Here is a 20,032-nt window from a genome sequence, read left to right on the forward strand (position 1 = left end):
AAAGCCATCCCACCAGCACTCGTGAGCAGCGGGTCGGCACTCTTCCACGAGCGCCTCAAGCCGAGCCGTCCTTTCCGGATGCAGCCCTCTGATCGCCATCGCAGTACCCCCTCGTCTCGCAGATCCGCGGTCGTCCCCGATCATGTCCCGAACGTCCCGAGCGCCGTCATCTCTCGTCCACATCTGCGGAGGCTTAGATCATCCGCTGCCTCCCAAACCGGCGGACAAACGCTGCTGCTGAAAGCGACCAGAGCCATCACCTGCCTCATTCACGACGCGAGGCTGCCATGTTCCTGGCTGAACCAGATCCCGACCTGCAAGACTTCTGGACCGCACTGACAGCGCTGACCATTCTCCTCTATACCACCAGCAAGCGAAGAACCTCCTGGTGCCGTACTCGCCGAAGAAGCTCGGCTTCTTCCAGCCGCAGGCAAAGGGCGCCTGAGCAGGTGTTTTACCTGCCAGGCGCCCTTCGAGTCACTTTTCCGGGCCGTGAAGCTACGCACGGACCCACGGGCAGAGCACGAGAATCGAAATTCGGCGGTGTGGGTTTCGTGCCGGGCAGTGGTCACCCGAGCTGCATGTTCTTGCTTGTTTGGTTGAAGGGGCGTCAGGCCGGCCAGCCACGCGACCGCGAGGGGTGGCCCTCGCGGTCGCGTTCCCCAAGGCCCATGTCCAGGGCGTCCAGGACGAGTTGGGTTTCCTTGGGCGTCGATGCGGACAAGAGTTCAGCCTCGGGAGCCCATGCACCATGTCTTGGGCTACCGCAGGGGGTTGGTTAATACCGTGTGTATCTGGCAGGTAGCACCATTCGGGGATTGGGATCGAGGAGCACATCGGCGGGACCGAACCGTGTGGCTAGTTCGCGGATTTCGGGATCTTCGAGAAGGCGGAGGCGGCCGTCTTCAATAAAGGGTGTGCCGTCAATGGTGATGGTCGGCTTGTCGAACTGGCAGTCGCAGTGGGCGTGTCCCGGCCCGCTACGGTCAGGCTCCCCCTCCTTGGTCAGGGCGTCCAGGCCAAGGTAGAACGCACCGGCGTGCTTCTCCCGTTCGAACTGGGTGCCACCGCTTGAGCGCACTTTCGGGTTGAGTCCGATCAGGGCGTGCCGCAGGTAGTAGCCCCTTGGTGAATAGTGACATAGCTCGGTGGCGGCAGTCGCGCCCTCGATCGCTGTTACCACGTTGTTGGTGAGTTCGATCGTGGTGGGCTCGGCCGGTGTGCCGGTGACCGTGGACTCCTCGATGACCAGCAGCCCGTCGGTGCGGTTGGGGTAGAAGTTGACGCCACCGTAAGGGAAGGGCCGCCACATTCCAGCGATGAGAGGAGCGTGATGGCCACTGGTGGCGAAGTCACGGAAGGTCACATCGGTGCCTGCAGCGGTGGTTACCCGGATCTCGCCGGCTGCGGCGAGTTGTGCGGTTGCCTTGGCTTCCAAAGCAAAATACAGCTCCAGTGGGAAGCGGGCACCGGTGGCCAGAGCCGATGCGGTCGCGGTCTGGTGCAGTGAGAGGAACCTGGCCTTGCGCTTGGCGACCTCGTCGAAGAACAAGCGGTCGCTGTGCACCTCACCCCACCATGTGCAGGAGAGCACCACATCGGCCTCGGCGTGGATGGCCGACAGCATGGGTGATGGCTGCTCGGAGTCCCAGCCACCCGCGCTGAACGGGGGAACGGCCAGAACGTGCACCTCGGCGTTGCGGTAGGCGGCTGCTGCCGCCAGTGCCTGCACCACCACAGGGTCCACGGAGTTCTCCGTCAGGATCAGCACCTGTTCGCCGGCGGCAACGGCGGTGTACTCCATGACGTTATAGGCGCCGGGCATGAGTTCGGTGATGGACAGCGGTGCTGCCATAGGAGTGTCCAAGTAACTGAAGCAGGTCGTTCCGTTCATGCGGATCGAATCCTTTCCGGTGCCGGCTGGGCAGTCGTTGATTGCGGAAGGCGGACGGCGCGACCAGCTCCAAGGCCGAAGAGGCCCTGAACGAGGGTCAGCGCGACAAGAAGGCCGAGCGGGACAGTGCACCCATCGGCGAGGTCAAATGGGCTGAGCCGAACGGCAGGGGCCCAACGGCGGCTAGGAGGTAGCCGACGCTTCGGGCCATGCCGGACGGGGGGCGGCCTGGGACGCGTCGGCCGCATGCTGTCCTTGGAACGTCAGCGTCAACACCAGGCAGGCTCCGCCGCCAAGGCCGATCGGCGCACTCCACGCGGTCGCCATCTCGGGGGCCAGGAGCAGCCCCAGGTATCCGGTGGCGCACGTCAATGAACCGCTGACGGCCGGCAGCCGTTGGTCAGTGAGTTGTCGGGCGAGGATCGGCACAGTACTGCTGGAGACCGGACCGGTCACCTGGAGCAGGAACAGCTGCCGGCCGGCGGCGCCTTCGGAGGCGCCGTGGTCGTGCACGATGCTGGGTAACCACGCGATCGTGGTGGAGAAATCGAGGGACTGCGGTCCCATGAACGCACTGACCTGCCAGATCAGTGGGTAACGCCACAGAGTATGCGCCTGCCCCGCTCCGGGGGGAGTTGCCATCCTTCGGGAAGATGGTCAGCCAGGGGCACGGACACCCCGGAGGAGCGCGGCTATCAACCCCATGACAGTGACGTAGAGCCCGGTGACTGCGGCGATCCGCCGTTCGGGAACAGTGCTCTTGACCAGCGAGGGCAGCGGCACGTTCCGTAGGCGATCGCTGCTGCCATGATCACGGTGCCTGCGAACAAGGTCAGCACGCCTGGCAGCGAGCGCAGCACAATGCCGACCGTCAGCACCAGCAAAGCGATCCACAAGACACGCTCGGTTCCGTGGCGCTGCGCACTCCTGCCCACCAGCGGTGACGTGGCCGCGAAAGCCAGCAGTGGCAAAGCGTTGAGCAGTCCTGCCGCGGGGCTGGACAAGCCGGTGTCGTGTTCGATCATCGGCAGCACCGAGCCGACACCTGTCAGCGGCGCCCGCAGATTCGCCGCAACAAGCAAGTTCCCAACCAGGAGCAACCCCCATGCGAGGCGCTCCGCCCTGGTGACCGTCGGATTCGACCCCGGGGGCGTCAGCGCCCTTCGGAACAGTCACGCTCATGCACCCCCTCTTGCCCCGGCGCGGCGCGGCGGCTGATCCGTACGAGCGTGGAGGCGGCGGAGCGGGCAGTCACCGCATCTCCCGCCGCAATGGCCTCTACGAGGGTGGTGTGCCAGTGGTCGTGTTCGGCGGCGATATCACTGCCCCAGGTCAGCCCGGCGACCGCTGCGGCCAGCGCGCTCCCCAAGTGCTTGTAGACCTCGGCAAGCAACCTGTTCCCGCCTGCTTCCACCACCGCCAGGTGGAATGAGCCATCGACGTCGGCCAACGCGGTCATCTCACCGGCACAGTTGGTCTCCTGCGCCTTGTGCAGCAGCTCCCGCAGTCGCTTCACGTCTGCGCTCGTCCGACGCTGCGCGGCCAGCCCCGCAGCATGCTCCTCCAACACCGCGCGCAGCTCGAAGACATCGGACAGGTGTGCCGTTGCCGCCCTGCGCACCAGCACTGCCTCCAGCTCGCTGGCGCCCCGGACGTAGGTGCCGTCTCCGGCGCGGGCTTCCAGCAGGCCCAGGTGCACCAAAGCGCGCAAGGCCTCTCGCACGGTGTTGCGACTGATTCCGAGAATCGCGACCAACTCGTGTTCGGGAGGTATCCGACTACCGACCGGCCAGCGGCCGGAGGCGATCTGCTCCCGTAGTTGATCAGCGGCCTGGGCGGACAGGGTCGCGCCACGACGCGGCTCTCTCAACCCCTCCATACATACCTCCAAATGTTGGACAGCTGTAGGTAAACACATGGCGCCCCCAATGCACCAAGGTGATCCATGTCACACCGCGCGATGCGTGGTCACAAGACTGTGCAAACTGCCTGAAAATGGCCCGCAGAGATCAACATCAAACGCCCACTCAGAACCCGTTCGCGCTCAAAGGTGGCAGGAGGGGGGTCCGAGACGGCCGTTGTGCGAAGGCCTGGTTCCGTGACGGCCCCTCAAGAACCTTTCGCCGGACCTGAGTCCGAAGCCGATCTCGTCGAGCGCCATCCGTGTCCGAAGCGCAAGGCCGCCCCCGGCTCGCCGTGCCGCTCGCGCAGCGGGGCAGTCACCAGCGCCTACCACACCGGCCACTTCACCAAGGTGCCGTGGACGGCTACTCAGGCGCCGAGCTCGGCCGAGTCCAGCGAATCAACTCCCGGGGGGTGACTGCTCAGCCCCGGGTTCCTTGGTCACCACCAGCTGATGGCCGCCGGGGACGTCGCCCGGGGCCTCGTGACGAAGCCGGGCGCCTCCCAGGGGTGGTGGAAGGCGACAGCGTAGAGACCGGAGGGGCCGCACCGTGCCGACGTAGATCGGGGTTGACCAGGGTTGACGACTACAAGCCGTGACAGCAGGGTGGGCTGGGGGTACACCCCCGCCCGACCCACCCGCTGCCTTGAAGTTAAAGACGGGGAGGGCTGCAACCGCTTCCCGCCCTCCCCGGATCTTGCCCACTGCCTCTCCGCGCTGCTGAACCGCTTCATCCGTGACGGGGACCTCTCCACGTATGCCGGGCCCCGCACGGGCGGCGCCCGTGCGGTCATGGCCGAACTGCTGGGCAGCCAGCTGAACATCGGCCTGAAGGCTTCAGACGTCTTCTTCACCCGCGGCGCCACCGAGGCCAACAACCTGAGCATCGCCACCTGGCCGGGACCGAGCACTATCAACTACATGACCAACCTCAGCTCCGCCCCAGTCGGCTCAGCCCTTCCCCGACTGAGCACGGTGCCCTACGACCACCCCGACGCGCACTACCTCACCCGAGCCCTGCATCTCGCCCAGGTCGCGACCTACGGATTCGCCGAAGACCCAGGAGAGACCCCCGCCGCACAATTCGACCCGCCGCAGGGCCTGTTCCTCATAGCCCACCACAACGGGGGCGCCGTCGGCTGTGGCGGGATCCGCCTCCTCGACGCGGAGACCGCGGAGATCAAGCGCATGTACGTGAAAGAGAGCGCACGCGGAAACGGCCTTGGCAGGCACATCCTCGAATGCCTGGAGCGCCACGCTGCCGTCAACGGCGCCATACGGCTCGTGCTGGAAACCGGATTCCGTAATCACGACGCCCTGGCGCTCTACCAACGCTGCGGATACACGCCGCGCTCCTCGTATGTACCCGGACGAGACCCAAGGGTGAACCGCGCCCTGACGAAGCGGCTCGGTTTCCCCGGCCGTAGGGTCTCGTAGGCAGCACGCGGATCGGGAAGATGTGCGGCTCCGCAGGCTGCGCGTCAGATGGACATTGCCACTCGCTCCGGCCGAAACTGCCACTGTCCACTCCCCCGGGGCTGTCGGAACGTCCCCACCCGGCCGATAGCGACGGCGGTCCGGTCGTCCTCCCGCCAGCCATTTCACCCGCTGTCCCGGTCCCGCGCAGGCACGCTGTCGATTGCGCGCCGGATTCACGGCTGGGTGTGGAGGTGATGGTGCTGGTGTCGTCGCACGTGCCGGTCGGCAGGACCGCTTTCGCGGCGACGGCGTCGGCCCATCGGTCGTCGTCGGTTGCGCCGGTCGCGTGCTCCGCTCCCCATACCCAGCGGCTGTCAGCGTCGGCCCGGACCGCCACGATCGGTCCGTCGAGCTGGAGGTGTGCCCGCACCAGGAGGTCGCGACAGTCCTGCCAGGAGAAGCTCTCGCGGGCGCCCTTGAGCAGGAGGTGCGTGCGGGGCCGGTGGATGAGACGGCTCTTCCCTCCGGCCTTGCAGCAACACAGCGCGGCAACCGAGGTCCGGCGGCGGGACCTGCCACGCACGCGAATGACGGGGGTATGTCCGCGCTGGCCCCAGGTACGGGCACGGGGCGGCGTCATCGAGAAGCCGGCCTCGTCCTCGAAGACGTTCCAGGCCCCAGAGGCCGCCGCGAGCCTTTTACCCGGAGCCACACCTTCTTCTTCCACAGCTCCACCGCGTGCTCGTCACGCTCCAGTGCTCTGCGGGCGGGCGCCTGCCAGGATCAGCGGTGCCGTTCATCAGCCGCCACACCGTCGCCACCGGCAGGCTCACTCACAGCCGACGGCGGATCACCACCTGGACCCGGACCAGGGTCCAGCGTTCGACCTCGAAGCCGTGCGCCGCCGGGCCTGTGCCGAGTTCCTCCTCCACCACGGCGAACTGGGCATCGGTGAGGGTCGGCGAGTTCGCCGGACCTGCGGAACGCAGGCCCTCCATGCCGCCCTCGCGCCAGGCACGACGCCGGCGTCCCACCGACCGCACGCTCACTCGCAGATCCTTCGCGATCACCGAGGTCTTCTCACCCGCCGCGAACCGCTGCCCGGCCTGACACCGGACCTCCTCACGAAACGCCCGACGCTCGACGGTCAGGCCCCCACCCTCCGCATACCTCACCCCACCGGCGTACCGCAGGGATCATGAACTGTCACCACCCGACGACAACACGAAAACCTCAGTAAGCGGGAGACATGCCTGCTCAACCGTCTCGGAACCCGCCCCCTCCGCCTCCGGCACCCCCGCCCCGGGGCAGAGAGCCGACGCCCGGCACAACCGCGCCCGGCTCCTCCAGGCCACCCGCGAGGCGTACGCCCTCAACGGCACCGACATATCTTCCAGCGCGCAATCGCCCGCAGGGCGGGCGTGGGTGCCGCCACCCTCTACCGGTACTTCCCGACACGCGGCTCACTGATCGCCGCCGCGTTCTCCGAACAACTCAGCCAGTGCGTCGCAGCCCTCGACGAGGCCCTCCAGGACGACGATCCCTGGCACGGACTTCGCAACGTCCTCACCAAGGTGTGCATGATGCAGGCCCAGGACCGCGGGTTCAGCGCCGCGTTCCTCTCCCCATTTCCCGACGCGCCCGACGTCCATCGTGAGCGTGCCCGCGCCGAGACATCCCTCGCCCCGCTGGTACAGCGCGCGAAGGACACCGGACAGCTGCGCAAGGACTTCGACCCCAGCGACGTCACCCTTCTGCTTCTGGCCAACAACGGCGTCGCGCGAGAGTCCCCGGCGGCCTCCATGGCCGCATCCCGCCGCCTGCTCGCCTACTTCCTCCAGTCCTGCCTGCCGACGGACGGCACACCCCTGCCCGAGCCCGCGCCGCTCCGCCTTGACGACCTCTACAAGCCACCGCATCGAACGGGGTGACCGCCGGCGTCCGCCCGGGGCACGCGCCCCGACGCGGATGTACCTCAGACCCACCACAGCACCGCCCTTCATCACACCTCCGCCCGAGGTGGGTAAGGGGCTCAAGGACCCGTGGTCGGCGGGCTCCAGAGGCACGGCAGCGGGAACTCCTTCTTCGATGGAGAGTGCCGAATGCCCGTCGGCCGGCGGGCATCCGGTGTTCCCGTAGAAAGAGCAGCCGGGTAGCCGGGGCCGCACTGCCCGTACGCCGTGGCACACTCGCCCCTTGATCGCGGGGCGCACTGCCCCCGACCTGGGAGGAAGTGACTGTGCGCAGAACGAAGTGGGCCACCGTGGCGGTAGCAGTCATCGCGCTCGGAGCCGCAGGCTGCGGCACAAGCGACGCAGGCACCGAGGTGGATGCCACCCCGAAGTCGCCCCGGCCCAAGGGCACCGGGGTACTCACGAAGGAAGTCGTGCGTACGGACCTCGACACCTCGGCCGCGGACGCGGGCGTTCCGGCGAACGCACCGGAATACGGGCGGATGAGCGACGACACCCCGGCCGGCTCGGCGTCGCAATCGTGCAGCGTCGCCTTCAAGGGGTTCGGGACCAAGACCGCCCCGGTGGACATCGCCCGCTACGAGGCGGTGGTGGGCGAGCTGCGCGAGCGCGACTGGCAGCAGCCACAGGAACGCTATGAGCGCAAGGACGCGGACGACGGGGTGGTCAACTTGGCCCGGGTGGTCCTCAATCAGCGCGGCTGGAGCGTGGTCGCGGAGTACCGGACCTTCCAGGAGGACGGCGTGATCACCCTGTCGGCCTTCGACGACGCCTGCGTGAAGAAGAACGACGCGGACGCGGGCCCGGTCGGCTGACCCGGCCCCGTTGCCCAACGACCTCGTGTGCGGCAAGGCCCTGACACCTTCGCGCCGCCGCGTCCCGCTGGGCACAGCCTCGCCCCCGTGACAGCAGGCTCCACTGACGCGCCCGACTGCCCATCGCGCACGGGGCGGTGAGAAGTTGCTTCCGATTTCCGGGTTTCGTCGGAGCCACCCGCCTGCACACGACCCGGTGACGACCCGGAAGGCCGTGAGCACCGGCACCACCGGTCTGACGGGTCGAGGGGATCCGCGCCCCCCTTTCCCATCCACTTGCCCCACCAGGTATCTTGCATCGCATGGAACCAGGTGATTCGGCCAGGCAGATCCGGGCAGCCACCCAGCTGCACAAGGGTGTCCTGGAGTACCGCGTACTCGCCCTGATGCGGAACCGCCCCCGCTACGACGCGGAACTCCTCCACGAGTTCACCCGCGTCCGACCCGGCTTCCGCAACGCCGTCGACGCCTTCCTGGCCACCCCCCACCCCAGTACCGGAGACCCCGCATGAAGACCTCTGCCGACCCCGTACGCGACTACCTCTCCGCCGTCGAGCGCGAGGCCTCCGCGCTCCCCGCCGACCGTCGCCAGGAACTCCTCGCCGACCTCGCCGAACACATCGAGGTGACGCGCGCCGAACGCCCCGATACCGCGATCGGAGAGGTCCTGGCGGAGCTGGGGGACCCCCGCACGATCGCGGCGACGGCGCTGGCCGAGGCGGGGAACGGGGCCGCCGGAGCCCCGGCCCGGAACGGTGTCGGCACACCCGCCCGGCGTGGCAAGGTGCACCCCCTGGTCCCGCTCCTGATGCTCACCCTGTCACTGCCCTTCATGATGGTCTTCCCCGACCTCCCCGGGCCGCTGTTCGGCGTCCTGTTGCGCGTCACCGGTGCGGTACTGCTCTGCACCTCGGTGCACTGGGTCGCCGTCCAGAAGACCACCGGCGTTCTGCTTGCCGCGGTCCTGCCGAGTGCCGTCATCGCCACCTGGAACCTGTCCGGCGGAGGCCCGGCGGGCGACACCCCGGCGCTCCTGGCCAACCTGGCGATGCTCGCCGTGCTGGCCGGCACGGCAACATGGCTCTGGCGGGTCCGCCGTGCCTGAACTTGTCGTTCGACCGGCAGCGGTCACTTGATCGGTTTCGGGTCACCGTCGAACGGCCAGTGCTCGAAACCGAGGCGGCTGACGGTGCCGGAGACGACCGGAAGTTCACCGCCGTGCTTGGGCAGTCGCCCGCCCCTGGGTCGTGGACTCGGGGGCGGGTCGGGCCGGCACATCAACGGGTCCAAGCATGTCCGGAGGTTGACGCACACTGAGGCGCTTCACCGGCCTGGTCGACTTCTATGCTCCCCGGGAACGGCTGGCGGGCATGCTGCCCCCGAGGCCTCCATCACATCGAGCAACTACCGGCTCTGAGAAGAGTCCTGGGATGGCTGGCCCCCACGGGCGCCTCGACCGCGTCCGGTTCGGAGTCCCTGAGGGCGGCTGTGTACCGATGCACTACATGTTGCCAACCGCCGTCTCCGTTAACTTCCTTGAAATTATGGGCTACAAGCGATTGACGCCACTCCGATCGGATTCCTAGCATCGGTGGATCGATTTACTACTCGGTGGCGGCCCTGTTCGGGGACAAGTTTGGGGACGGGACGAGTGAGGGTGCGGTTACCCGGCGCTGATGTATCGGCCGAGGGGCACGATCCGTTCAACTGTTCAGCAGGAGCGTCGTGGCAGGCGTCCCAGCGGGGTGTGGCCAAGCGCTTGGAATTGTACGGATTCACGGTGGTCGACGACGTACTCGACCCGGCGGCCGTGGCGGCGGTCGGGCAACGGGACGAGTATCTGTACGCCCATGACCCCGGCGTGGCAGCCGAGCGCCGCAGCCCGCTGGGCACGATGCGCCTGGAGAACCGCCCGCGCCAAGAGGGCGCTGTTCGAGACCTACTTCCTCAGCCCCCAGGTGCTCCCGGTCGTGGAGCACACCCTGGGGGACGACGCCATCGCGCAGGACGTCCGGTCGTTCCCCGGGCGGACCGGAGGTGACGCGTGACCAGCGACCGTACAGCCGGGAATGGACTGATCCTTGCGAGGACGTCTGCCTCGATCAGTTCCTGCCGGGCCGTGGGTACGACCTGTCGGCGGAGCAGGTGGCGCGGCGGTCGGGAGACGTCACCCCCGGGCAGGACCTGACGTTCGCGAAGTTCCTGACCTCGCGCCGTACGCCGAACGGCAGCCGGTCGGCTGGGAGCGCTTCACCGTACTTTGCGCGCAGTACGCGATCGGATGGCCCGTCTGCTGCGCGCTGCACTACACCCCGGGCGAGTTCCTGGCCCTGGTGTCCGACACCGAACGACCGGCCCACGCCCCGCACAACCGGGCCCCGATCTGAGCACAAGCTGCTCAGCATTCACAGGCTGGCTGACCAACATCACGCACACCCCAGGAAACTTCGCAGGAAAGGAGGGCACGACGATGAGCACCGATGATCATGCCGGGCGCGATGAACGGCCGCACGGGCGATGGCGACGGCCACGGACGGACGGCGTTCTGCGGGCTGCGGGCACCGTCCGTGACCTGGCCGCCGCCCTGCCCCGGGCCGGCCGGGGCCTCTCGGCCGGGCTCCTGGCCGTCACGCTGTTGACCGGCCTGCTGCCCCTGGTCCAGATGGGGCTCACCAGCATCGCGATCGGCTCGCTCCCTGACGCCGTGCGCCACGGTGCGGGCACCAGGGCCCACACTCGCCTCCTGCTGGTGCTCGCCGTGCTGACCGTGGTGTTCTTCGCCGCGCAGGCCGCCGTTCCGCTCCAGAGGTCGCTGTGCCGTGCCCTCGGTACGCGGCTGGAGGAACGGACCCGGATGCGGGTCATGGCGGCGGCGGACGGCGAGGAGCACGGCGGGGAAGGGCTTCGGGAGGCGGTGGCGCGGGCGCGGGACATCAGGACCGCCGCGTTCGGACCGTCCGCCGCGGTGGGGGGACTGTCCGGTCTGGTCGCGGGACGTCTGCACGGGCTGACGGCGGCCGCTGTCCTGGCCACCTTCCAATGGTGGGCGCCGCTGGTGCTACTGGGCACCTTCCTCCCCTGGGACCGCTACTTCCGCCAGGAGCACGCCAAGGTCGCGAAGGGCTGGGCGGGCCGCACCGAGGAGCAGGAACGGGCCAGGTACTACCGCGACCTCGCCTTCGACCCGGCGGCGGGCAAGGAGATCAGGATCTTCGGCCTCGCGGGCTTCGTCGGCGACCGGTTCGCCAGGCACTTCCGGCGGGCCATGAGCCCGGTATGGCGCGGGCGCGGCACCGATCTGCGACGGTTTCTTCCCCGCGTGGCGCTGGTGGCGCTCGGTTACGCCGTGGTCTACGGCTCCATGGGCCGCGAGCTGTCGAACGGGACGCTCGGGCTCACCGCCACGGTGCTGTACGTCCAGACGGCCGGTCAGATCTGGCGGATCGTACCGAGCTTCAACGATCTCTCCCGGCTCGCCATCGGGGCCGGCGCCGTCTCGGCGGCCGCGCGGCTGCCCGAGCCCACCGGAAACGCGTCGCACCGGGCCGTACGCCCCGCACCCGCGCACCGGCCCGTCATCCGGTTCGAGAACGTGACCTACCGCTATCCGGCGGCAGCCGACGAGGTTCTCCATGGCATCGACCTGACCGTCCCGGCGGGCGGAACCCTGGCGGTGGTCGGGGCCAACGGTGCGGGCAAGAGCACTCTGATCAACCTGTTGTGCGGTCTTGTCCGGCCCACCGGTGGCCGGGTGACAGCGGATGGCACGGATCTCGCGGACCTCGCGTCCGGCGAGTGGCGGACCGGGGTCGCCGCGGTCTTCCAGGACCAGGTGCGCTACCCCTTCTCGGTCCGCGACAACATCGCCGTCGGAGCGGCCGGTCCGGTCGATGACGCGGCGGTACTGCGCGCGGCCGGGCAGGCAGGGGCGTCGGAGCTGATCGGGCGGCTGCCCCGAGGACTGGACACTGTGCTGTCCCGCGACTTCACGGGAGGCACCGAACTCTCCGGCGGGCAGTGGCAGTCCATAGCGGTTGCCCGTGCACTGGCCGGCACCGCGACGGGCGCCCATTTGCTGGTGCTCGACGAGCCGACGGCGAGTCTGGACGTACGCGCCGAGGCTGAGCTGTTCGAGAGGATCATCGGCACGGACACCGGCTTGACCACGGTGCTGGTCTCCCATCGCTTCGCCAACGTCCGGCGCGCCGACCGCATCGTCGTCCTGGACGGCGGCTCCGTCACCGAGGAGGGAACCCACGACGAGCTGATGCGATTGAACGGCCGGTACGCACAGATGTTCCGTCTCCAGGCCGCCCATTTCACCGATGAGGCCATGGAGCCGGCCGCAGGGCGCCCGGACGTCCCCGCCCCGGACGCCTCAGATCTCGATGTCCCCGACCCGAACGCCGGAGACATTGAGGTCGCAGCCCTGGACCTCGCGGACGGGAGGACACCGTGAAGGAAACACTCCGGCTGATCCGTCTGGTCCTGTCCGACTCCCTGCGCGCCGACCCGCGGCTCACGGCCGCGGTCATCGCCCTGCGGATCGCCGCGGGCGTCCTGGCCCCGCTCGACGCCGTCGCCCTCGGGCTCCTCGTCGACGCGGCCCTGAGCGGGAACACCACGGCATCGCTCGGCTATGCCGTCATGTTCGCGGTGTGCGACGCGGGGAGTTCGGCGCTCAACCACCCAGCGGGAAAATTGGAGCTGACTCTCAGGGAGAAGACCGACTTCCTCCTTGAACGCCGGGTCGTCAAAGCCGTGAGCGAGCCGGTGACGACCGGTCACCTGGAACACCCCGCCTACCTGGACCAGGTCGAGAGGGCCAGGGACCAGTCGTCTTCGCTGGGCGCGTTGGTGGTCCGGCTGGTCGCCCTGGTGCAGGTTCTGATCATGGTGGCGATCACCGTGGCCGCCCTGGTCACCGTGCATGGGGCGCTGGCCCTGCTGTTGCTCGTGGCGATACCAGCCGTCGCTGCCACGGGGCGCGCGGAGTCCGTGCGGATGCGCGCCGAGGAGCAGTTGGCCGAGCCTCTGCGACACACCGACCGCATCTTCGAACTGGCCACCCGGCCGCAGGCGACAGCCGAGATCCGGCTGTCCGGCAGCGGACCGCTGCTGCGCGAACGGTTCCGTGAGAGCTCCGCGCACATTGCCGCGGTCCGGGGTCGCGCCGAGCGGCGGGCCGCTGGGATCACGGCGGCCGGATGGCTGGTGTTCTCGACCGGCCTGCTGGCCGCGCTCGTCCTGCTCGTCCAGGAGGCCATACACGGCCGGGTCGGCGTCGGCGCCGCGCTGATCATCCTGGGTCTGGCGGTGCGACTCATCGAGCAGGTGGACGACATCACCATGGCCGTGGCGGGTGCGCGGCGGGCACTGATCGACGGACGACGCCTGCTTCGCCTGGTGGACGGCATCGATCAAGCCGCCGGAACGCCCGCTCCGCCGGCGACAGGGCAGGTCCCCGCGCGTCTGGCACGCGGCATCGAGTTGCGTGGAGTGAGCTTCCGCTACCCCGGCGCGGAGCGCGACGTACTGCGGGAGATCGACCTCTGTCTGGAGCCGGGCAGCACCGTCGCGGTCGTGGGCGAGACCGGAGCGGGCAAGACCACCCTCATCAAACTGCTCTGCCGCCTGTACGAACCCGACGGCGGCGAGATCACCGTCGATGGCCAGGAGCTCCGGGAACTGCCCGCCGATGAGTGGCGCGGTGCCATGTCGGCCTGCTTCCAGGACTACGTACGCTTCGAGCTCCTTGCCCGGGAGGCCATCGGCATAGGACAACTGGCTGACGTGGAGCAGGAGTCACGGGTCCGTGCGGCCGCGCTCCGGGCGGACATCACCGAAGTGCTGGACGGCCTGCCGCACGGCCTGGATACCCAGCTCGGCCCCCGCTGGGCCGGAGGCGTGGGCCTGTCGGGCGGACAGTGGCAGCGGCTCGCACTGGCTCGCGCCTCGATGCGCACCAGCCCTCTCCTGCTCGTACTGGACGAACCCAGCGCCAGCATCGACGCCGTGACCGAGCACGCGATCTTCGAGCGCTACACCCGTGCGAGCCGGGAGGGAGCCCTCTCCGGGGCGGTGACCCTGCTCGTTTCGCACCGCTTCTCCACGGTCCGGATGGCCGACCGCATCGTCGTGCTGGACGGCGGACGCATCACGGAGAGCGGCAGTCACGACGAACTGATACGCCTCGGCGGGACCTACGCAGAGCTCTTCCACCTGCAGGCCGACGGCTACGGCAGGTCCGGTGACCGAACCCTGCCGACCACCTGACCGAGAACAACTGCCTTGAAGACAAGGGAGGATGACCGCTCGGCCTTCGGTCCGGGCCGGCAGCGGAGTGTGGGCATCACCCGTTCTCGGCCCTGGGTCCCACGCATCGAGGGAGTGCGGAGCCGAAGCACGTACCCCCGACTGACCAGCGAAACAACGGGCGAGATCCACGCGGACACTGTCCGCCCGAAATCCCCTCCATGGAACGCCGAGGAGCGCTCACTCGGACGGCGGTCGGGTGGAGGGGATGGGCGGAAGCCATGCGGGTGTGTTGTGGCGGAAGCTGTGACCGATGGGGATGATCCCGGCACCGTTGTCCAGGGCCGAGAGACAGACTCCGAGGTATTCCGCACCATCGGCGGCAGCCCCGAGGGGCGTACCGCACAGGGCGCAGAACCAGCGTTGCATCGTGGGCCAGGACCGGTACGAGCTGGGGGTTCCGGGCCCGGTCCAGCTGAAGCCGGTCCGGCGGAAGCCGACCCAGCCCATGATCGGGCCGCCGGAGAGGCGGGAGCAGTGGGGGCAGGCACATACGTGGGGGTCGTAGGGCTCTCCCATCGCTTCGAAACGGATGTGGCCGCACAGGCAGCCGCCGGTGGATGCCTCTGTCGTGGATGTCGGGTCGCTGGACACGGGAGTTCCTTGCTGTCGCGGCACGGCCGGGACGGTGGACACGCGCGTCGGCTCGCCGCAAGACGACGGGCCCACGGGCGGAGTTCGAGGCGGGTGAGGGTCCTCCGGGGTGGGTGAGGGCGCTCCGGGGTGGGCAGCCTGGCACGCCGATTCCGTGGCGTTGGAGCGGCCGAGCGGAATCGGGCCATCGCCGCCGCCGTGCCGCCGTACGCCGGGCACGGTCGGGCGCAGCCGCCGCACGGGGCGGCCAGGGCATCAGGTTGGCCGGAAACCCTCGGAGGAAGCGGCCGAACGGGCGACCATCGCTCGAACGAGGGCGTTTCAAAGGCATGACCCCGCGCTCCTGGTGCGAGCGGCGACATTCGTACAAGCGTCCAGGAATCCCCTCGCCGTCACCCGTTACGGCGTGCCGGGTGACCCGTTTCTAGAGCACCCGTGCCATTCGACGATCTGCTGGAGGACACGATGACTCCGCTCCCCGCCCCCGCGTGCCAGCCCCTCGAATTCGAACGACGGCGGCCTGTCCCGGCTCCTCCCACCCTTGATGTGCGGCAGGTCGGCACCTCCACCCACTGCTCGACACGGCCGGATGCGAGGCGGGAGGGATGACGAACACTCACGGTCCGAAGGTCCCTGTCGACGGGAGTGTTCCGGCGCCGCGGTCCGTCCCGCTCCCGCTGCCTCCCGCGACGTTCCCCACCGGCCCGCAGGACGGCGATGTGACCGACGGGATGAAGGAGGCGTACTGGTCCGTCCACGATGGCGCGGCCGCGAACGCCACGGTGTGGCAGGTCCTCGCCCGGCTGCCCAGGATCACGGCTCTGATCGGGCGGCTCGCCCGGCGTGCGGACCCCGCCGCCACGGTCACGGTCATCGTCTGCCAACTGGCATCGGCGGCCATGAGCGCCTTCGGGCTGATCGCCTCGGTCGCTGTTCTCCAGCACCTGTTCGCCCAGGGCCCCACGCCCGATCGTGTGCGTGCCGCCATTCCCCAGATCCTCCTCGTCGTCGGTTTCCTCGCGGCCCGTGCGCTCATGGAGGCCGCCGTCGCGGCTGCTCAGGCCAGGGTGACGCCCAAGATCCGCACGGCCCTGGAATGCGAATTCTTCCGGCTCACCGCGCACGTGCGTCTCGAAGCGGTCGAGGACGCCGAGTGGCACGACGAGGTACACCGCGCCAACGACCGAGGGCTGTTCCACGCGCGGCAGATCGTCGGGCAGGTCGTCTCCCTCGCGTCCGCCGCATTGGGGCTCGTCGGCACCGCCGGAGTGCTGAGCCTCCTGCACCCGCTCCTGTTGCCTCTGCTACTGCTGTCCGTCGTCCCGGTCGGCGCGGCCGCCGTCCGCAGCGCACGTGCCAGATTCCACTCCTTCAAACGCTGGAATACGCTGCAGCGCCGGGTCCGGGTCTTCTCGTGGCTGATGCTCGACGTGGACTCGGCCGCCGAACTGCGCTCCGACACCGCGCAAGGTGCGCTCCTGGAAGAGCACCGGCGGCTGACCACCAAGATCGCAGCGGAGGACAGCCGGCTGGGCATGCACTCCGCGATGCTGAATCTGGCCGGGCGGGCTGTGGGCGGGCTCGGCACCGGCACCACCTACACGGTGCTGGGTGCCATGCTGATCGCCGGATGGCTTCCCCTGGCAGCCGGTGCCGGTGCCGTCATCGCCATCCAGGCAGGCCAGGCGTCGCTGACCCGGCTCGTCGAGGTCGCCCATCTCGTCTACGAGCACGCCCTATGGGTGGACGACCTCCTTGCCGTGCAGGAGCGCTGTCGCCAACTACTGCCTCGTCAAGCTGCGTTGAAGGCGCCCGCGCAGGTGAAGACGATCACCTTGGAGGACGTGCGCTTCACCTACCCCGGCAAGGACACACCGGCCCTGGACGGGATCAGCTTGAGCCTCCGCGCCGGGGAGACGGTGGCATTCGTCGGCCTCAACGGTTCGGGCAAGAGCACCTGCGCCAAGCTCCTCGCGGGCCTGTACGAGGCGCAGCAGGGCAGCGTGCGCTGGGATGGCGTCGACATGCGTGACATGGACGCCCAGTCGGTCCACCGGCAGGTGGCCTGTGTGCTGCAGGAGCCGGTCCGCTTCCCTTTCAGCGCCCTGTCGAACATCGCCATCTCGACCGGCACTCTTGTGGACGTCGATCCGCAGCGGGCGATGGACGCCGCGCGGGCCTCCGGCGCCGACGGTGTCATCGCCGCCCTGCCCGGCCAGTGGGAAGCGATCCTGTCCAAGCGGTTCAAGGACGGCCAGGAGCTGTCGGGCGGGCAGTGGGCGAAAGTCGCCGTGGGCCGCGGCCTGTACAAGAAGGCACCGTTGCTCCTCCTGGACGAGCCGACGGCCAGCATGGACCCCCCTTCCGAGCACGCTGTCTACGAGGCGGTACTGCGCGGCCGGCTGCGCGAGGACCAGATCACCGTGCTGATCTCCCACCGACTGGCCAGCGTCATCGACTGCCACCGGATCTATGTGTTCGACAGCGGTCGCATCGTCGAGTCCGGATCCCACGACGAACTGATGGCCCTGGGCAGCGACTACGCCGCCATGTTCACGCTTCAGGCCGGTGGCTACCAACCGCGCACCGCTGCGGCCACCGCGACAACCACCGCCGAGGAGGCGACGAAGTGATACCGCCCCGGAAACAGCCGGTGCTCCGGCGCCTGTTCACTCTCCGAGTGAGCTCTTCAGGAAGTCCAGTTCGAGCCGCAGCAGGGTGTCCGCGACCCCTTCCCCGGTCACCAGGTGCCCGACCCCCGGGAGCAGCAGCACTCTGTGCGGCCGCCCCGCAGCGAGCAACTTCGCCGAGAGGCGCAGCGTATGTGCTGGGGCCACGTTGTCGTCGGCCAGTCCATGCACGAGCATCAGGGGCCGGGTCAGGTTCTCAGCGAGTGAGATCAGCGAGCTGCGCTCGTAGTCGAGCGGCTGGAGGTGCGGGTGGCCGAGGAAGCGCTCCTCCCAGTACGTGTCGTACAGGCGCCGGTCGGTCGGCGGCGCGCCCGCGACCGCCGCGTGGAACACATCGGGACGGTGCAGCACGGCGCCGGCGGCAAGATAGCCGCTGAACGACCAGCCCCGGATGCCTACTCGTTCCAGGTCCATGGCCTCGCACCGTTCAGCAGCGGCGTGCAGCCCGTCGATCTGGTCGTCGAGAACAGGGGTGAGTCGGTCACCAAGGATGGCCCGCTGCCACCGCACCCCGCGCCCGGGGGTGCCTCGCCCGTCCGTAGCCAGTACGGCGAAGCCGTGCTCGGCGTACCACTGGCACACCGCCGTGTACCAATCGTGCGCCTTCGTCACCACCTGCATACCGGGTCCGGCGTACGGACTGAGCAGTACGGGCAGCTTGTCCATGCCCGGTTCGTACCAGGAGGGCAGATGGAGTCGGCTGCGCAACTGCCGCTTCCCCAGCGACAGATGTGCCGGCCGCGGTGTGACCAGCGGCTGTTCCGCCAGGACCGCGATCCGGCCGACCTGTTTGCCGCCCCGCAGCACCGTCACCGTCTGCCCGTCCGGCGTTCTGCTGTCCAACACGAGGGTGTCACCCCCGGCGGTGGCCGTATGCACTCCCGGAGTGTGCGTCAGCCGTTCGAAGCCGTGGCCGGCCTCGTATGCCCACACATGTACTTCTGTCGGCTCTTCACTCGCGGTGAACAACACCCGTTCGCCCACCGACCCCAGTACCGCGCGTACCTGGAGTCCGGCCGGAGCGAGGACCTCACCCATCCGGATCGTCCGCTCATCACCGCGGACCTGGGGCAGCACCAGCATTCCTGATGCGGTGTGCAGCGGAGCACCCGGCGGAAACTCGACCCATCCTTCATCGGTGTGCTGGGACAGCCGCTCGACAGCGCCGGTCACGGGGTCGGCCCGCAGGACCCGCATCGTTCGCTGATCCCGGGTCTGAAGACTGATCACCGGGCCCGCACCCTGCCAGTCGGCACTGACGACGTACTCGAAAGCGAGCCCCCAGCTGTTGGCGGGGGCTTCACTCGCACGTGCCTGACGTGGCAGTTGTACCGGCGTGTGACCGCCGACGACCGTCACCAGGTGCAACGAGGTGATGGCGTTGGCCGTACCTGCCGCTGGATAGGGAAACGACCGGGGCGATCGGCCGGGATCCGAGGGATCGCTGAGATAGCGGCGCTCCACCACGGAGGTGTCGACCCGTGCGACGAGCAGCGCACCGCTGTCCGGAGACCACCAGTAGCCGCGCGATCTTCCGATGGACGCGGCAGCGCTGTAATCAGGAAGCCCGTAGGTGGTATCCGCGGTCTCCGGCACGGCGAGCGGCCGGTCTCCGGCCCCATCGGTACCCACCACACGAAGGGCGCCTCCAGCGACGTAGGCGATCAGAGTGCCGTCCGGGGAGGGGCGGGGATCTCTCACCGGGCCGACGGTCTGGATGCGACGTGGCGGGCCACCGTCCGTACGCACCGTCCACAGCGAACCGTCGAGGCTGTATGCCACCACCCGAACGCGGCGGTCGGTCGTGTAGGACACCACTCCGGCCGAGCGCACAGGGATCGGTTCGGGACGGATGCGCTCGGATTCCCGGGCCCCCTCCCTGCCGCCGGCTGTTGGATCGGCAAGGATCCGCTCGTCACCCCCCTCGTACATCCACAGTCGGACGCGCGGAACGACGCCGGATTCCGACCGGAGGAACAGCACCCGGTCGCCGTCCGGGGAGACGGTGAACTCGCGTGGGACTCCGAGAGAGAAGCGGCGGGTTCGCGCGAACTGGCGGGGAAATCCTTCAATATCCATGATCTTGACCATCTCTGCGAGGGCTTCGCGGCCTGCGGTACGGCGACGGCGACGTGAAGCCAGAACGTGGTGGGACAAGAAAAAAGGCTCCAGGTCGGTGACCTGGAGCCTGCAACTCATGCTGTGACAACTCATGCTGTGACGGGGATCAAGTGATCAACCCTGATTCGATGATGACCTCAACCGAACAGGAACCATTCTAGCAGCCACGGTCCACGGGCCCGGTCCGGCCCCCACGCACAGCAGCAGGCGGGACGCGCCCGACGGCCGTCCGGGGCCGCGCTCGCGGCGCTGTCCCGCGCCGGCACGCGCCCCATCCCTCCAGCAGGCATCACCGGACTGCCCGCCGC

At 68.8% G+C, this 20,032-nt stretch carries 16 protein-coding genes and 1 pseudogene; 10 read left to right on the top strand and 7 right to left on the bottom strand.

Annotation, left to right across the window (positions count from 1 at the left end; all coding sequences use genetic code 11):
- Window positions 1-778 precede the first annotated feature (778 nt).
- The 4 genes from A6A29_RS39080 to A6A29_RS39095 all read right to left on the bottom strand — a co-directional run bounded on the left by A6A29_RS39080 (window position 779) and on the right by A6A29_RS39095 (window position 3,773).
- The gene (locus A6A29_RS39080; protein ID WP_073728223.1) at window positions 779-1,894 is read right to left on the bottom strand and encodes a hypothetical protein; all 1,116 of its coding nucleotides are present in this window, start codon (window positions 1,892-1,894) and stop codon (window positions 779-781) included.
- A 183-nt stretch (window positions 1,895-2,077) separates the two neighbouring features.
- Complete coding sequence (locus tag A6A29_RS46070) at window positions 2,078-2,461, bottom strand: hypothetical protein (RefSeq protein WP_073728225.1); 384 nt, start codon at window positions 2,459-2,461, stop codon at window positions 2,078-2,080.
- A gap of 128 nt (window positions 2,462-2,589) precedes the next feature.
- A complete protein-coding gene (locus A6A29_RS46075) occupies window positions 2,590-2,994 on the bottom strand; it encodes an MFS transporter (protein WP_338012914.1) in 405 nt (134 codons plus the stop codon).
- A gap of 53 nt (window positions 2,995-3,047) precedes the next feature.
- Window positions 3,048-3,773 (bottom strand): FadR/GntR family transcriptional regulator, encoded by a 726-nt coding sequence (locus A6A29_RS39095; protein ID WP_073728229.1) that lies wholly within the window; start codon window positions 3,771-3,773, stop codon window positions 3,048-3,050.
- 219 nt (window positions 3,774-3,992) lie between these two features.
- Here A6A29_RS39095 and A6A29_RS48290 point away from each other — a divergent pair, with 219 nt between their 5' ends.
- Both A6A29_RS48290 and A6A29_RS47350 read left to right on the top strand, forming a co-directional pair.
- Window positions 3,993-4,214, top strand: coding sequence for a zinc finger domain-containing protein (locus tag A6A29_RS48290; protein ID WP_443333371.1), 222 nt, complete (start codon window positions 3,993-3,995; stop codon window positions 4,212-4,214).
- Between the two features lie 162 nt (window positions 4,215-4,376).
- A complete protein-coding gene (locus tag A6A29_RS47350) occupies window positions 4,377-5,234 on the top strand; it encodes a GNAT family N-acetyltransferase (protein WP_241838814.1) in 858 nt (285 codons plus the stop codon).
- A gap of 370 nt (window positions 5,235-5,604) precedes the next feature.
- Here the strand turns inward: A6A29_RS47350 and A6A29_RS48295 are convergent.
- Window positions 5,605-6,391 (bottom strand): annotated as a pseudogene (locus A6A29_RS48295) (winged helix-turn-helix domain-containing protein); the annotation flags it as partial.
- Window positions 6,392-6,637: 246 nt separating this feature from the next.
- Between A6A29_RS48295 and A6A29_RS39115 the strand changes: the two are divergent.
- The 7 genes from A6A29_RS39115 (at window position 6,638) to A6A29_RS39145 (ending at window position 14,280) form a co-directional block, all read left to right on the top strand.
- Window positions 6,638-7,147: a TetR/AcrR family transcriptional regulator gene (locus A6A29_RS39115; RefSeq protein WP_338012916.1), complete on the top strand. Its 510-nt coding sequence runs from the start codon at window positions 6,638-6,640 to the stop codon at window positions 7,145-7,147.
- 308 nt (window positions 7,148-7,455) lie between these two features.
- Complete coding sequence (locus A6A29_RS39120; RefSeq protein ID WP_073728231.1) at window positions 7,456-8,004, top strand: hypothetical protein; 549 nt, start codon at window positions 7,456-7,458, stop codon at window positions 8,002-8,004.
- 302 nt (window positions 8,005-8,306) lie between these two features.
- The gene (locus A6A29_RS39125; RefSeq protein WP_073728233.1) at window positions 8,307-8,516 is read left to right on the top strand and encodes a hypothetical protein; all 210 of its coding nucleotides are present in this window, start codon (window positions 8,307-8,309) and stop codon (window positions 8,514-8,516) included.
- Window positions 8,513-9,109 carry an HAAS signaling domain-containing protein gene (locus tag A6A29_RS39130; RefSeq protein ID WP_073728235.1) on the top strand — a complete coding sequence of 199 codons (597 nt, stop codon included), beginning with the start codon at window positions 8,513-8,515 and terminating at the stop codon, window positions 9,107-9,109. Before A6A29_RS39125 ends, A6A29_RS39130 begins: the two co-directional genes overlap by 4 nt.
- Before the next feature lie 745 nt (window positions 9,110-9,854).
- Window positions 9,855-10,052, top strand: coding sequence for a hypothetical protein (locus A6A29_RS39135; protein WP_073728237.1), 198 nt, complete (start codon window positions 9,855-9,857; stop codon window positions 10,050-10,052).
- A 422-nt stretch (window positions 10,053-10,474) separates the two neighbouring features.
- A complete protein-coding gene (locus tag A6A29_RS39140) occupies window positions 10,475-12,463 on the top strand; it encodes an ABC transporter ATP-binding protein (RefSeq protein ID WP_073728239.1) in 1,989 nt (662 codons plus the stop codon).
- On the top strand, window positions 12,460-14,280 hold the full coding sequence (locus tag A6A29_RS39145) for an ABC transporter ATP-binding protein (protein WP_073728241.1): 1,821 nt from the start codon (window positions 12,460-12,462) through the stop codon (window positions 14,278-14,280). Before A6A29_RS39140 ends, A6A29_RS39145 begins: the two co-directional genes overlap by 4 nt.
- 219 nt (window positions 14,281-14,499) lie before the next feature.
- Here the strand turns inward: A6A29_RS39145 and A6A29_RS39150 are convergent, their stop codons facing one another.
- Window positions 14,500-14,913, bottom strand: coding sequence for a GFA family protein (locus A6A29_RS39150; protein ID WP_073728243.1), 414 nt, complete (start codon window positions 14,911-14,913; stop codon window positions 14,500-14,502).
- Between the two features lie 605 nt (window positions 14,914-15,518).
- On the opposite strand from A6A29_RS39150, the gene A6A29_RS39155 reads away from it, so the two are divergent.
- Entirely contained in the window at window positions 15,519-17,546 is a 2,028-nt protein-coding gene (locus A6A29_RS39155) for an ABC transporter ATP-binding protein (protein ID WP_073728245.1), read from the top strand.
- Window positions 17,547-17,582: 36 nt separating this feature from the next.
- Here A6A29_RS39155 and A6A29_RS39160 read toward each other — a convergent pair whose 3' ends face one another.
- Window positions 17,583-19,682, bottom strand: coding sequence for a S9 family peptidase (locus A6A29_RS39160; RefSeq protein ID WP_073728863.1), 2,100 nt, complete (start codon window positions 19,680-19,682; stop codon window positions 17,583-17,585).
- Window positions 19,683-20,032: the final 350 nt, after the last annotated feature.

The organism is Streptomyces sp. TSRI0281 (genome assembly GCF_001905125.1).
In the GTDB taxonomy this organism is placed as follows: domain Bacteria; phylum Actinomycetota; class Actinomycetes; order Streptomycetales; family Streptomycetaceae; genus Streptomyces.

What these genes read in the sequence shown, in the direction of transcription:
- A6A29_RS39080 (WP_073728223.1), bottom strand. Translation starts at nt 1,894, where the DNA reads ATGAACGGAACGACCTGCTTCAGTTACTTGGACACTCCTATGGCAGCA.
- A6A29_RS46070 (WP_073728225.1), bottom strand. Translation starts at nt 2,461, where the DNA reads ATGGGACCGCAGTCCCTCGATTTCTCCACCACGATCGCGTGGTTACCC.
- A6A29_RS39095 (WP_073728229.1), bottom strand. Translation starts at nt 3,773, where the DNA reads ATGGAGGGGTTGAGAGAGCCGCGTCGTGGCGCGACCCTGTCCGCCCAG.
- A6A29_RS39125 (WP_073728233.1), top strand. Translation starts at nt 8,307, where the DNA reads ATGGAACCAGGTGATTCGGCCAGGCAGATCCGGGCAGCCACCCAGCTG.
- A6A29_RS39130 (WP_073728235.1), top strand. Translation starts at nt 8,513, where the DNA reads ATGAAGACCTCTGCCGACCCCGTACGCGACTACCTCTCCGCCGTCGAG.
- A6A29_RS39135 (WP_073728237.1), top strand. Translation starts at nt 9,855, where the DNA reads ATGACCCCGGCGTGGCAGCCGAGCGCCGCAGCCCGCTGGGCACGATGC.
- A6A29_RS39140 (WP_073728239.1), top strand. Translation starts at nt 10,475, where the DNA reads ATGAGCACCGATGATCATGCCGGGCGCGATGAACGGCCGCACGGGCGA.
- A6A29_RS39155 (WP_073728245.1), top strand. Translation starts at nt 15,519, where the DNA reads ATGACGAACACTCACGGTCCGAAGGTCCCTGTCGACGGGAGTGTTCCG.
- A6A29_RS39160 (WP_073728863.1), bottom strand. Translation starts at nt 19,682, where the DNA reads ATGGATATTGAAGGATTTCCCCGCCAGTTCGCGCGAACCCGCCGCTTC.